The 13,217-nt window shown below is 66.0% G+C and carries 13 protein-coding genes and 2 pseudogenes; 8 read left to right on the plus strand and 7 right to left on the minus strand.

The genetic code is table 11. The features are described 5' to 3' along the window. Nucleotides 1-118: 118 nt before the first annotated feature. Nucleotides 119-670 carry a hypothetical protein gene (locus tag AB0I89_RS19905; RefSeq protein WP_357128532.1) on the plus strand — a complete coding sequence of 184 codons (552 nt, stop codon included), beginning with the start codon at nt 119-121 and terminating at the stop codon, nt 668-670. 265 nt (nt 671-935) lie between these two features. On the opposite strand, the gene AB0I89_RS19910 is transcribed toward AB0I89_RS19905, so the two are convergent. Then, nucleotides 936-2,141 (minus strand): FAD-dependent monooxygenase, encoded by a 1,206-nt coding sequence (locus AB0I89_RS19910; RefSeq protein WP_357128535.1) that lies wholly within the window; start codon nt 2,139-2,141, stop codon nt 936-938. A 105-nt stretch (nt 2,142-2,246) separates the two neighbouring features. Here AB0I89_RS19910 and AB0I89_RS19915 point away from each other — a divergent pair, with 105 nt between their 5' ends. After that, on the plus strand, nt 2,247-2,759 hold the full coding sequence (locus AB0I89_RS19915; RefSeq protein WP_357128612.1) for a MarR family transcriptional regulator: 513 nt from the start codon (nt 2,247-2,249) through the stop codon (nt 2,757-2,759). 54 nt (nt 2,760-2,813) lie between these two features. Here the strand turns inward: AB0I89_RS19915 and AB0I89_RS19920 are convergent, their stop codons facing one another. Beyond that, entirely contained in the window at nt 2,814-3,704 is an 891-nt protein-coding gene (locus tag AB0I89_RS19920; protein ID WP_357128538.1) for a class I SAM-dependent methyltransferase, read from the minus strand. 859 nt (nt 3,705-4,563) lie between these two features. On the opposite strand from AB0I89_RS19920, the gene AB0I89_RS19925 reads away from it, so the two are divergent. The 3 genes from AB0I89_RS19925 to AB0I89_RS19935 all read left to right on the plus strand — a co-directional run bounded on the left by AB0I89_RS19925 (nt 4,564) and on the right by AB0I89_RS19935 (nt 6,494). Continuing rightward, nucleotides 4,564-4,869, plus strand: a complete 306-nt coding sequence (locus AB0I89_RS19925) for a hypothetical protein (protein WP_357128541.1) — start codon at nt 4,564-4,566, stop codon at nt 4,867-4,869. Between the two features lie 15 nt (nt 4,870-4,884). Further along, the gene (locus AB0I89_RS19930; protein ID WP_357128544.1) at nt 4,885-5,415 is read left to right on the plus strand and encodes a GNAT family N-acetyltransferase; all 531 of its coding nucleotides are present in this window, start codon (nt 4,885-4,887) and stop codon (nt 5,413-5,415) included. Between the two features lie 158 nt (nt 5,416-5,573). Further along, on the plus strand, nt 5,574-6,494 hold the full coding sequence (locus AB0I89_RS19935; RefSeq protein WP_357128547.1) for a LysR family transcriptional regulator: 921 nt from the start codon (nt 5,574-5,576) through the stop codon (nt 6,492-6,494). 42 nt (nt 6,495-6,536) lie between these two features. On the opposite strand, the pseudogene AB0I89_RS19940 reads toward AB0I89_RS19935, so the two are convergent. Further along, nucleotides 6,537-6,683, minus strand: a pseudogene (locus AB0I89_RS19940) (IS5/IS1182 family transposase); the annotation flags it as partial. A gap of 133 nt (nt 6,684-6,816) precedes the next feature. Further along, nucleotides 6,817-6,949, minus strand: a pseudogene (locus AB0I89_RS19945) (IS5/IS1182 family transposase); the annotation flags it as partial. A gap of 146 nt (nt 6,950-7,095) precedes the next feature. On the opposite strand from AB0I89_RS19945, the gene AB0I89_RS19950 reads away from it, so the two are divergent. Next, nucleotides 7,096-7,605 carry a SigE family RNA polymerase sigma factor gene (locus AB0I89_RS19950; RefSeq protein ID WP_357128550.1) on the plus strand — a complete coding sequence of 170 codons (510 nt, stop codon included), beginning with the start codon at nt 7,096-7,098 and terminating at the stop codon, nt 7,603-7,605. After that, the gene (locus AB0I89_RS19955; RefSeq protein WP_357128553.1) at nt 7,602-7,961 is read left to right on the plus strand and encodes a hypothetical protein; all 360 of its coding nucleotides are present in this window, start codon (nt 7,602-7,604) and stop codon (nt 7,959-7,961) included. The genes AB0I89_RS19950 and AB0I89_RS19955 overlap by 4 nt, the downstream gene beginning before the upstream one ends. Before the next feature lie 427 nt (nt 7,962-8,388). Here AB0I89_RS19955 and AB0I89_RS19960 read toward each other — a convergent pair whose 3' ends face one another. Continuing rightward, entirely contained in the window at nt 8,389-9,357 is a 969-nt protein-coding gene (locus AB0I89_RS19960) for an LLM class flavin-dependent oxidoreductase (RefSeq protein WP_357128556.1), read from the minus strand. Nucleotides 9,358-9,635: 278 nt separating this feature from the next. Here AB0I89_RS19960 and AB0I89_RS19965 point away from each other — a divergent pair, with 278 nt between their 5' ends. Next, complete coding sequence (locus AB0I89_RS19965; protein WP_357128559.1) at nt 9,636-10,907, plus strand: MFS transporter; 1,272 nt, start codon at nt 9,636-9,638, stop codon at nt 10,905-10,907. A 763-nt stretch (nt 10,908-11,670) separates the two neighbouring features. On the opposite strand, the gene AB0I89_RS19970 is transcribed toward AB0I89_RS19965, so the two are convergent. Next, on the minus strand, nt 11,671-12,108 hold the full coding sequence (locus AB0I89_RS19970) for an SRPBCC family protein (RefSeq protein ID WP_357128562.1): 438 nt from the start codon (nt 12,106-12,108) through the stop codon (nt 11,671-11,673). A gap of 381 nt (nt 12,109-12,489) precedes the next feature. After that, nucleotides 12,490-13,217: DUF998 domain-containing protein (locus AB0I89_RS19975; RefSeq protein ID WP_357128565.1), on the minus strand; the 728-nt coding region annotated here is incomplete at its 5' end.

Consider the following 13,217-nt stretch of genomic DNA (forward strand, 5'->3'; position numbering starts at 1 on the left):
AACCGCAGACGTCCGCACCTGACCAGCCACAACCGCAGTCACCAACCCGACAGTTTGTAGCCCGGCGAACAAGATCCAACCAACATCAACAAGTTAGCAACCACGTGGGGAGCAGTCCTTGACCGACCCGTACCACACCCAGCAGCCGCAGCATTCCAACCAGCAGGAGGGCACCGGCTACCCGCCGCAGCAGTACCAGCCCGGCCAGGTCGGCGCCCATGAACCCGGGTTCGGCTATCCCGGGCAGGCCGTGCCGCCGCAGCCGGCCAAGTCGAGCCGTAAGCCGCTCATCGTCGCCGCGCTCGCGCTCGCCGCCGTTCTCGTGCTCGGCGTCGGCGGCTACGCCGTCTACGACGGGTTCATTCGCGAGGACTCGGGGATCGCCGCCTGCAAGGCGATGGCCGACGGCAAGCAGATGGACGGCAAACCGAAGTCGGCGGATGACGACAAGTTGACGGAGGCCGAGTACCGGGAAGCGCGGAAGATTTTCGAGGATTCGCGGAAGCCGAAGATCCGGGAGCACGGGACGGCGCTGATCGACATTCTGTGGCAAGTGCAGGGCATGGAGGACGGCGGGGGTGCGTTGGCGCTGATCGGGCCGATGGGGACGCACGTGTCGGGGTTGCAGACGGCGTGCGCTGACGAGGGGTACATCGTGAAGCTCGACTAGCTGATTTTCGTGGTGGCCGGTCGTCTGGTCTCGGTGGTAGGGGCGGCCGGCTCCTTCGTTTCGTCCGAGCAAGGCCATGGGGAACGTGGTCAGGACGCGATCATGCTGAGGTCGACGGAGTCAGCCAGGGCACTCATCCCAGCGTCGGTGAGCAGAGGCGGCGCGACCCCACGGCCTGCCGGCCCTTGCACTGGCTGTCGGGCGTGGTGGTCGCGGCTTACGCCGTACCCACGCTGGCAGGTGGACTGACCTCGCATCAAACGCCTTATGGACGCTGCTGATCGTCTATCGGTCGGTCGAAGTCGATGCGGTGGTCGTACAGCCAGGCAAACGCCTCAGGGGTGCTGAATTTCCTCACGAACAGGGGGAACGTCACGTCGCGCAGGACTCGACTCACGCCGGTGGCCGCCTTGCTGCGGTTGACCTGCTTGGCTCCCGCCAGCACCTTGCTGACTCGGTCGGCGCGCAACCGTTGGTACGCGTGGAACGCCGCAGGCGGATCGTCTCGATCTCGCAGACAGCGGGCCAGTTGCACGGCGTCCTCGAAGGCCATCGACGCGCCTTGGCCGGAGCTGGGTGAGCTCACATGTGCGGCGTCACCGATCAGGACGACGCGTCCGCGGTGCCACCGCTTCGGGGCATCCATGTCGTGCATGGGAAACCACGTGTAGTCCGGCGGTGTCGCGCGGATGAGCTGCGCGGCCGGCGACCTGTCCCCGGCGAAGACTTGCAGTAATCGCTGTTGCCATTGCGCGCCGGAAGTCGCGGCAAGGTCGGCTGCGGTGGGTTCGTCGGCCCGGGGCAGATTGGCGAACCACCAGACGCTGCCGTCCGGACTGGCCATGGAGGCGAAGAACGCCCGCCTGCCGAAGACCATGTTCATCACACCGGGATCGGACTGCGGTGTGGCGATGCGGGTGATCCCGCCCGTGCCGAGGAGCCCGACGTATCGGGGTTGTGGTGCGTGCGGGTCGACAAAGTGCCGGGTCGTCGAGCCGATGCCGTCGGCGCCGATGAGCAGGTCGCCGACAGCTTCCGTGCCGTCGGTGAAAACTGCGGCGACCCGGTCATCGCGTTGTCCGATGTGGGCCAGGCGCTTGCCGTGGTGGATGGGCACGCCACGGCGGAGGGCCTCCTGACGCAGCGCGGCGTACAGGTCGTAGCGGCCGATGACGATGGGGAGTGTCCCGTCGGGCAGTGGAATGCCGGTGTGTCCTTCGCCAAGGCATCTGCCGTTGCCGAGCCACATGACGCCGCGGGGTACGGGAAATCCGGCGTCGCGGACGACTGTGTGCGCGTCGAGGGTGCGTAGCGCGTCGAGACCGTTGAGGGAGATGCCCATGCTGGCACCCACGTCGTGAGCCGCGGTGGCGTACGCCTCGTAGACGCTGGCGTCGACTCCGACTTTTTGGAGTGCGATGGCGGCGGTGAGACCCGCGACACCGCCGCCGATGATCAGTGCGTGAGCCATGCCATCTCGTTCCTGTTCTAGGCTTTCGACGGGGTGTCATCCCACTCAGCAAGTAGCTTCTCCAAGAAGTAACTTCCTGAGGAAGTTATCCTGATGGAGGTGAGCATGTCAACGGGGCACGAGGCGCTCGTTGCGGCTGCCTGGGTGGAGATCCCGCAGTTCGTCAGCGCCACCGCGCTGTTCCAGTCGGCGGTCGCCGACCAGCTCGGCGTACCGGTCAACGACCTGCACTGCCTCAACCTCGTCAGCGCGGGTCTTGCCGTCACACCCACTCAGCTCGCCGAACGGATGGGCATGACCACCGGCGCGGTGAGCAAGATGCTCGACCGGATGGAGGCGCAGCGCCTGGTCCGCCGCAAGCATGATCCGCACGACCGCCGCCGGATCACCGTGCACGCCAGGCCCGACCGGACCGACGAACTGTCCGCGCTCTACCAGCCGATGGCCGCGTACCTGACCGAGCGCATCGCCGGGTTCACCGACGACCAACTGCGCCTGCTAACCGACTTCGCCCGTACCGGCCGCGAAGTGGCGCTGCGCGAGGCCACCCGGCTCCGTGAGGGTGGCAGGCCACATTCGACGCGGAAACGCCGGCGGTCGGATGGTCTACCAAGCTGAACGTGCGAGGTGTCGCAGGTTTCGATCAGCAGACCTGGGGCGAACACCGCTCCGCTAAACGGCGCTGCTGCTGTGCGGACGCCGTGCGCGAAGGAACGCGGTGGCCATCGTGCGGCGTGTCGGCGTGCCGGCCGCGGCCAGGGCGGTCATGTACGTGTCGAGACGTTCGCGTTCGTCGTCGGTCAGGGCCGCGGCGGTCGCTTCGCCGTACGTGGGGACCAAGGGGTTGGGTGCCACGCGCTTGAGTGTCTCCCAGTCCTCGATGGGGTCGGCGGGCACGTCGACCTGGGCGCGGTAGTCCAGTTCCACCGCCTCGAAACCGGCGGTCACCGCCCAGTCGACAATGTCACGTTCGTCGAAGTCCATCATCGGTCGCGTGGTCTCCTCAGTGGTGCCCCGGTAGACATCGCGTACCTTGGCGATCAGGTCGTGCACAGGTGCGGTGCCCACGCCGAACAGATCGTCGGGCCGAAGCCGCGTCGCGAAGCTGTTGATGGGCTCGAACAGGGAGATCCGGCCGCCCGGCCGCAGGACACGGAAGAACTCCGCGAAGGCGGCGGGCTTGCGATCGGAGTAGATGAGCACCGACCGAGTGGTCACGACGTCGACAGAGGCGTCGGCGATTCCGGCGAGATCATCGGCGGACGCGACGACAAAGCTGCACCGCCCGTCGTCAGTGGCGGTGCGCCGGCACTCGTCGAGCACATCCGGTGAGACATCGCTGAAAATGACATGACCGTCCGGGCCGAGTCGATCCAGCGCGCCGAACCCGATCAGTCCCGTCCCGCAGCCCACGTCGAGGACCACGTCGTCGGCCGCTAGGTCAGCTCCCTCAAGGACGCCGTCACGGAATGCCGCCAGATCTCGGGCGTTGCGGGCGCGCAAGCCCGCGCTGTTGCCGTCGCGGCGGGTCAAGAGCCACTGTGCCCACTTGTCCGGTGCCACCGGGTAACCGTAGCCCGGACGCGCTCACGGGCATTCGTATACCAGCCTTGACCATGATCGGTGGGCGGCCCGGTGCGAGCCCGGTTGGGGGAGCAGGGTGGGAGCAGCGGGGTGACCTGAACAGCCTTGAAGGGCGTCCAACGGCATCAAACAGCGCTCAACTGCACCCAGCCCTGCCTACAGGTCTACGTTGCCGCACGTCAAGGTCGGTGCGGGGTCCTGTTCGACACCGAAGAGGTCGCTGGTTCGATACCAGCATCGTCCACCACATTGCACCGCAGGTCAGAGGCCGTTTGGACACAGTCCAGCCGGCCTCTCGCCTACCCGGCGGCGGAGATCATGAGTCACCTGTCAGTCGCGGCCGTCGAGCGCGGGGGAGAAGCGGCGTCACACCCATCTCCGCAAGTTGCGCTGTGTAGCCGATCGTGAAGCCCTGCTCGATACCGTCCAGCCGCCAACATTCCATTTGAGAGGATCGCGGTGTCGATCGCCATGGTGGCGGCCGCGTGACCTCCGACACGAGGGTCCGCCCGTCACGGCGGCGAGCCGCAAGCCTGCGGCGCCGGATCGTGATCGCGGACCTCGTGGACATCGCGGTGATGACCTGAACTGGCGTGGACAGCGCGAGCTACACCCTTCCGACCTGGTAACCGTTCGCTCTCCGGCGCGCCAACCACGATAGCCAGGCGCCCCGGGCACCTAACCAGTCACCAGCGGCGCACCCGGCGTAAAGATCACAAATCGCGGAGTCTGGTGGCGGCTCCGAAAGGGAGCCGTCCGTCAGGTCGGGGCGTGTCCCGCAGATCATTGAGGCCAACAACCTGGACGAATCTTGCTGGTTGGCGAGAAGAAAGGCCAGGTGACTGAGGTGCGGCTGTACTGCACATCGTGCAGCCAGCACTTCAAAATTCCTGGCCCAGCAATCGAACTTGTGGCGGCCGGATCGAGTCTTGAGGGTATGACAACCCAATCGATTCACGACTTGGAGCCGCAGCTCGCCGCCAACCGCCGGTACTGGTGCGGTTGGGCGGGTGCTCCATCTGACACCGACCTGCCGACCTATCGCACGGACATTCAGCACGTCCTGCTCAACGGAGTGCTACGCACCCGAAATCAGCCGCTCGACGCCGCAATCGCTGGGGCGAAGCAGCACTTGACCGGCTGAAGGTGGGGTTGGTGGGTGGGGGCGGACAGCGATGAGGGCACGGCCGAGGGACTGATTGCCCGCGGCGCCGAGCAGATCGGCGACATGCCGGTCATGGCGGTGGATGTGACAACCGTAGCGCAGACCGAGGCGCCGGCGGGCCTGGAGATCCGGACCGTCGTCGACCGGGCGGAGATGCAGGAGTACGTCGAGGCATACGCGGGACCGCTCGGCTTCTCCGGCGACCTTGGTGTCGTCGTCGACCGGGAGTTGGATTTCGCATTCCTGGACGTGGTCCGGCTTGCTGGCATCGTCGACGGCAAGACCGTCGGCACGTGCACGCTATCGCTCGGCACCGATGTCGGGGCCCTCTACTGCGTTGCGACCGACCCTGGCTTCCGCCGTCGCGGCATCGCGACCGCTCTCACCCAGGAGGCGCTGCGGATCACCCGCGGCTCCGGCCGGCGCATCGCCACCCTTCAGGCGAGCAAAGAGGGCGAGCGGGCGTACCAGAAGATCGGCTTCGAGACGGTGACGCGTTACCGTCTCTTCAGACTCTCGGAGTAACCGTCTTCACGCATTCGTGTATCTAGCATGTGGGTGCCAAACGTGTTGGACGGATCACTGAATCGAGACGGGTCTGCGGGTAGATTCGTCGTCGATTGCATCTCCGCGCTCCATGGACGGGATGCTCGTACAGTCATCGCAGATCGGGGGTTGGGTGCATGGAGTTGCGTCAACTGCGCCACTTCGTAGCATTGGCCGAGGAGGGCGCTGTCACCCAGGCTGCCGTTCGGGAAAGGATCGTCCAGTCCGGCCTGTCGAACTCCATCCATGCTCTTGAACGCAGCGTGGGCTCGCTGCTGTACGTACGGGGTACGCGCCCGGTCCGTCTTACTGACGCAGGCGCGGCGCTGCTCGGGCCGGCACGACGGATTCTGTCGGCGGCTCACGACGCTCGCGCCCTTGTCCGGGACACGAGCGCGGTGCTAACCGGATCCTTGCGAGTTGGCGCGATGCAGTCTGCCGAATACCTGGTTCCGCTGGCGGCTTCGTTGGCAGGTTTCGCTCATATGTATCCCGGCGTCGACGTGCGCGTCACCCAGGACTCCGCGCTCAACATGGTGCGGCAGGTCGAGGAGGGTCGATTGAATTGTGCGGTGGTCCCATCCCTGCCGGGAAGGGAGACCTCTGTGCGGCTGATCGATCTCGTCGCTGAGCCGCTGATGCTGATCTGCCGGAACGACCATCCCCTTGCCGCAATGGGCGAGATCAGTCTGCGGGATCTAACTGAGGAGTGGTTCGTAGAAGTTCACGAGGGATGGTCCGCACGCCTTGTGAACGACGCCGCGTTCGCCGCCCAGGGCCTGCAACGGCGGATTCGCTGCGAGGTCAATGAGTGGGTACTTCTCATCGAGTTGGTGGCAGCCGGGTTGGGCATTGGGTTTGCGCCGGTGGGCGTCGCTCTCTCCGCACTTTCCCGCCCGGACGGCGTTCTGCTCCGTCGTGAAGTTCGCGATCACCATCCGTCCAGGAACTTACAGCTGGCGTTGCCTCGCGGCGAGGAGCTATCGGCCGCAGCTCGGGCCTTCGCCGAACACCTTCAGGAGGCCACCGCCGAGCAGCGCGGATTCCCGGTCGGCTAGTAATCACACGCCGGTGAACCGGGCCGATCGGCGACGGACGTCGTTCATCCACGAGTTCGTGCGCTCGACTATCCACCGCTTGCCGATTTGGATCGGGGCGGGCACGCCCTCGTGGGCGATGTCGGCGTCGAAGCCTATCTCGTAGAGCAGCTCACGGGTGCGGTTACTGTCGTAAGCGCGATCGAGGTAGGCCGCGACCTGCTCGGGCCAGTGATGGCGGAGTTGGCGCCGCACGCTTCGACGGTGTCGCGCAGCGGTGGCGAGTCGTGCCGGTTGGCCGCAGCGCTGGTTCAGCGCTTCATGCCGCCCTTGCCGCGGTCGACCGGCGGATCGTCCGGTCCGAACAGTCAGCCGACGCGACGCGTTCATAGCCGGATCCCATGGACCAAAGCGGCTACGACGTGCTCGAACACGACCCGGTCCGGGATCCGTCGACGGTGACAGCCCAGCGGATGGACCCCCGCGGCGCGCAGCAGCTGCGTCCGCTGCACCAGCCGATGCTCGACCGTACGCCGTGTGGCAAGAGATTGTGCCCGGCGGGTGGATAGCTGAACCGGTCTCCGGCGTCTTTATACGTGACAACAATTGACTGGGGGGGTTGGTGAACGAGGACGACCGGGCGCAGCTGGCTGAGTTCGTGACCAGCCGGACACCGGCGCTGATACGGGTCGCGTATCTGCTCACGGGCGATCGACACGCGGCCGAGGACCTGTTCCAGTCAGCGCTGGCCAAAACCATCCCGAAGTGGCAGACGCTACGCAACGCCGACCCGGAGGGCTACCTACGAGCGGTGATGTACCGGGAGCAGGTCAGCTGGTGGCGGCGGCTGCGCCATCGTCGGGAGTCCATGCTCAGCGGCGCGGTAGAGCCAGTCGAGCCCGATCCGAACGGCGGCACCGACGTCCGCCTGGCGATGCGCGCGGCGCTGCGGCTGCTGCCGCCGGCGCAGCGCACGGTGCTGGTCCTGCGCTACTACGAGGACCTGACCGAGACCCAGGTAGCCGAGGCGCTGGGCTGCTCCACTGGGACGGTACGCAGCCGGACCCACCGCGCGGTCACGCGGCTGCGCGAGCTCCTGCCGGACGTCGAACTCCTGGAGGTACGGCGATGAGCACGCATCTCGAACATCTCATCCGCACCACCCTCTCCGATCTCGCCGAGGAGGCACCCATCATGAACAACCATCTGCCTCGTGCCGAGCAACGGCTCCGACACCGCCGACGCAGCGCGATCATGCTTAGCGGGGCGGGCGTGCTGGCCGCGATCCTGCTCGGCGCACCGATCGCCGTAGCAGCGACCCAACACACCACCCCGCAGCCGTCCGCGCCAAGCGGACGGCTGCCCGGGACTGATCTGCCTACCAAGCCCGCCCCGGGGACTGATCTGCCTACCAAGCCCGCCCCGGGGACTGATCTGCCTACCAAGCCCGCCCCGGGGACTGATCTGCCTACCAAGCCCGCCCGGTAACCGACAGCCCTCTTCTCATGTCTCAACCTGACGCCGTCGTCGCGGTGGCGTAACTGCCTAATCGGAGCGCAGGGGCCGTACATATCAGCAGATGACGACCACGATGGATCGAAAGCAGCGCTGACCGACCTCGGCCGGCGATCCCGCATCCTCAGCGGCGATCGCCGGCCGTTGTCGGCTAAGAGCGACCGGCAATAGGTGTCACTTGAGTCGGCGGGTGGTGGACCTGGTGTCCCAGTAGGACTCCGTTGAGCAGGCCTTGCGGGAGGCCCGTGCGATAGATCGGCAGGTCGGTGTCGGGCTCGCTGCCATCCCAGCCAGTCCAGTACCGGCGGTTTGCGGCGAGTTGCGGCTGCAGGTCATAGATCGAAGTTTTTGCCATACCATCAGGAGCCGGGTACGCAGAATCGGAGCGACTTCATCCAAGTCAGCCTTTGAGGACGGCGCGCGCGGCAGGCAGCACGTCGGTTTCGAACCGTCGTACCTGTTCATCGGTGTGCGTTTCCAGAATCAGGTTCACTCCGTCGTATCCACGCTCTCGGACGAACTCCACAATGATTGCAATCCAACCGTCGGCGGTCGCGCGGACGGGTTGGTTGCCCGGTCCGCTGCGAGGAGCGGCGGTGGTGGAGCTGTGGTCCACAATCGATCCGACCACTTGGATGATCCGCTGCACGTCTCGGGGATCGCGCCCAGATGCGACTGCTGCGGCGCTGATTCGATCCTGAGCAGCCGGCTTGCTCTCGAACGGCGTGCCGATTGGCGCGATCCACCCATCGGCCCGCCGCCCTGTGAGGTCGAGCATCCGGTTGCCCGCACCACCGATCAGCAGCTTGATAGGGTGAATCGGACGCGGCCCGGGGACGGCGTTCTGCAGCCGGTGAAATCTGCCGCCAGCCGTGACCGTCGCGGCAGTGCCCCAGACTGCCCGCATCACCTCGACCGCCTCGACGACGGCCTGGAATGCCTCTGCGGGACTGAGTTGCGGCCCGCCAAGGCTCTCGATTCGATCCCACTGGGTTCCCGCGCCGAGTCCTACTGCGAGCCTGCCGCCGGACAGGATGTCGAGCGTCGCGGCGGATTTGGCGAGCATCGCTGCCGGCCGTAGCGGCAGGTTAAAGACATTCGACACGAAATTGATGCGAGTCGTCGCGGATGCAAGGTAGCCGAGGAGTGCCACGATTTCCAGGCTGTCCGGCACGTAAGGATGGTCCATCAATGCGACCCAGTCGAAACCGGCCGCTTCGGCGGATAGCACCCGGTCGTGGATGGCCGACCGATCGGCCGGGGTCAGCGGCACGAATAGTCCGAGATGCACCTCACTCATCGTGCGGCCTGCTGCGATTGATGCGGCAACAACACGTGCGACCGGGATGTCGGCGGACTTATCGTCCACGGTTCAGTCACTGGTTCTCCTTGAGTGAAGCGACGCTCCTGTCCTGCTGAACCCACAGCCTGACACTTGTACGGGCGTCGCGACGACCTGCGACGGAGATGGTCTCGATCTGAGGCGCAGTCGTGCTTCACCGCCCCCGGCCGATCATCTGTATTTGCGATGGAATCCATCTGCGGCGGCTGCGGCGTATTCGGCATACGATCTGGAACAGACAGCGTTGTTATTCGTGGGCATCCATAGGGACGCCTCGAAGACGATTTTCGAAAGGCATCTGACGCATGAGCACCACCCCTTCCGTCGCGGACCAAGTGGCCGCGACCCAGCCGTCGGGAACACGTACGGCTCAGGTCTCGCACATCTCCGGCTTCTGGTCCGTGGCTGTCGCTTTCCTAACGCTGATGGCATTTGGCACGGTACCCACTCCGCTCTGGCCGCTCTACCAGGCGCGTGACCACTTTGGCGCCACGACCGTCACGGTAGCCTTCGCAGTGATGGTCGTCGGCGCGGCCGCAAGCTTCCTGGCGCTGGGTCACCTCTCCGACCGGATGGGCCGTCGCCGCATCATCGCACCGGCCCTCGTGGTCGGCATTGTGGCGGCAGTGGTCCTCGCGGCCTCGCCGTCGCTGACCGGCCTGATCATCGGGCGCCTGTTGACCGGCGTCGCGGTGGGCCTGATGACTGCCACTTCCACCGCCTACCTGAGTGACCTGTACCGCCGGGCCTATCCAGATCGGCCAGCATCGCCCACCCCGGCGCTGGTTGCATCGGTGGCGAATCTCGGTGGTCTCGCTCTCGGCCCGGTCGTCGCCGGCGCTCTAACTCAGTGGGTTCGCGGTCCCCTTTCCACCTCGTACCTGGTATTCGCGGTCGCGATGACGGTGCTGCTCTTCCTGGTGCTGCTGAGCCCTGAGACCGTGGACAGGACGATGCGCACCCAGGACCGCCCCGATCGATTCCGCTTGCGTGCCGGCCAGCGCGTAGCGTTCGGAACCGCAGGTGTGATCGGCTTCTTCGCCTTCGCGGTCATGGGCCTGTTCTCCTCGCTCGGCGCGATCATCGTCCGAGGACAACTGGGCATCACGTCGCAGTTCGTGGTCGGGCTGGCGCTGTTCGCCTCGTTCGGCTCCTCCGCCGTGACCCAGATTGCCCTCGGCCGACTCTCTCAGCGGCCGCTGCTCGTGACCGGAACTGTTATGTTCCCGGCGGGGCTCGCCCTTACCGCGGTCTCGCTCTACCACCCGGCTCTATCGCTCTTTTTCGTAGCAGCCATTCTGGCGGGCGGTGGCGCGGGACTGTTGTTCAAGGGCGCTGTGACGCAAACGGCCATCGCAGCCGAGCCGGCGTCGCGCGCTGGCGTACTCGCCGTCTTCTTCGTCATCGCGTATCTCGGCATGGGCCTGCCCTCGATCGCGTTCAGCGTAATAATCCGGCACGTACCGCTCGCACCCACGATGATCGGCTTCGCCATTGCACTGTCGGTCGGTGCGGCTGCGGCTGTCATCGCCACGAGCCGCGCGCACGGGCGCCGGCCGGGCCGCGCCAACTCGTGACGGGAATGGCGCGTGTGTGGAGTCGGGCACAGCTTCTGAGCGGTCCGACAGTGGGGTGAGCATGTCGGGTACATCGCGGTGCCGTTGGCGTTACCGGAAGGTCCAGGGGATGACAGGCGCAGGCGAGGGGCCGTCCGGCTTGCGGTCCCGGCGAGGGAGTCGTCGTCCTTTCTGTCGACAGATGGCCTGCGGATCGCATGCTCAGGGAACTGGATGGAATGGCGCGGATTCGTTGGGTTGTGGTGGGACTGGCTTTGGTTGGCCAGGGGTGTGATGACGCGGGTTTCGGCGCATGGTGCTCAGGGTTGGGCCTTCGGGCAGTTGATGGTCGGTTGTGGTATGCAGCCGTGGCGGATGTGCATGTTCTCGGCGTCGGTGGTGGTGCTGGTCCAGGACAGGAGGTTCACGTGGTCGAGTCGGCTGCGGTGTTGGTTGAGCAAGGCCGTGGCGCGTCCGGAGCGTCTGGCGGTGGGTTGCACGGCTAGGAACGCGAGGTAGTAGTGGGGTTCGGTGGGTCGGTCCTTGGTGAGCAGTCGGTCGAGTAGGTCGAAGCGGTCGGCGTGGGGGGCCTGCGGCGTCGCTGAGGCGGGTGGGGTAGTTCGCGGGGGGTGGGATGGGCCGGTATCGGGGTAAGGCGGCGGTGGCGGCGGTGGCGGCGGTGGCGTCGTCGGTGAGGTAGATGTCGCCGTAGAACATGGCGTCTTGCCTGCGAGGGCTGCGACTTGTCCGAGCTGTCACGCCGAGTTGCTGCGGCTGGTGAAGGTCACTCCGCGGCGATGCGGAAATGATCGAGCCAGGCCTTGAGTGATCCATCCAGTGCGGTCTGCATGCCCGCAACGTCGGCGGTCACTGGGGCGCCGCTCCAGGACTCCTCGGTGTCAACCTGTACCCCACCGTCGACGAGGGTGAATGTCCAGGAGTGGATTCCCGTGATGCCTTCAGTGGGTCCGCCCCACAACGTGTGTCGTTGCGGCTCGACCTGGTAGATGGTGGAGGAGATGGTGAGGTTGTAGGTCTCCCACGCAAAGGTCGTGCCGGGCCGGAAGTCGTCTTCCAGGTGCGACCGATCGATGGCCTTCTGCCAGTTCGGCCACGCGTTGACATCGGTGTGCAGCCGCCACAGGGTTCCGATGGGGGCGGCGATCACGATCCTGTGCCTGGAGATGACGGGTGCTTGCTCGTCGATGCTGTTTATGCTCACGATGGCGCCTCCTTGAATATGAGTTGAGCCCTACGGGGCGACAACGGATCGGGTCGCTACTGGTAGAACATCTCGTCGAACGACAACGTCGCCGCGGCAGGCGTCGCAGCCGACTCGGTCGCGTTACCGCGACCGTGGGGTAAGACGCCGGCGTGCGGGCTGGACGGCCTTGCCGATGGGTGTGACCGGCGAGTCCTGCGTGGAAGCTCCAGCGCGCGGTCGCATTCGTGGCAACCCGCATCCAGCGGGGCGGTGTGCTGTGCATAGGCGCAACCGACTCACTGGAAGTGATGGGGGTTGTGGACCTGGGGCTTGTTCCCGGTCGTCGATCGGGGTTCTGGAGCGGGCGGGTCAGCTGCTTGTGGATGCCGTGCTTATGGACTAAATGGTCGCGGTGACGTGGGGTACGCGGGAGTCGGCCCGGCTGCGCAGGAGTGTGACGGCGACGACGAGTTGCCAGATGACGATGGTGTAGACGGAGCCGCGTTCGATCGCACCTGAGGGCAGGCCGGCATCGAAGGTGAGGAAGAGAGCGGTCACGGAGACCAGGCCGAACGCCGCGACGATAATGCTGACCAGACCGATCAGCCGCGTCTCGGGAATCTTTCGCCAGTGGATGCCCAGGACGAGGGCGAGCACGTTCCCGCCGACGATGGCCAGCGTTGCTCCGGTGAAGTGCAGGGGAAGCGTGCCGTTCTGCTGGGCCTGTAGGGAACCGTGGAAGGTTCCGACCAGGATGTAGCCGATCATGGTCACGACCCCCATCACGGCGGTGAAGGTGCGCCGTCCGCTGAGCGTCCGCGATAGCAGCACCGCGGAGATCCCGAAGAGGATGCCCTGAACGATGAATCCGGTGTTCATGACCACGTGCAGCGGGGAGTTGAGTTCGCGGCCTTGGAACACCCCGGCGGTTGCGGATCCGAGGTCGCTGATCCAGTTTTCGGCGTAGCTGTAGGTAGGCGATTTCCACGCCGCGGCCGCGATCGCTTCGGCGGCGAGATAGATCACCGGGCCCAGCACCGGCGTGGTGCGCTCGGCCACCAGGGCGACCCGCTTGACCACCTCGATCAGCGTGCTCACCGACACCCGCGCCTCGGCGTTGTGGGTGG

It is taken from the genome of Micromonospora sp. NPDC049801 (assembly GCF_040656575.1).
In the GTDB taxonomy this organism is placed as follows: domain Bacteria; phylum Actinomycetota; class Actinomycetes; order Mycobacteriales; family Micromonosporaceae; genus Micromonospora.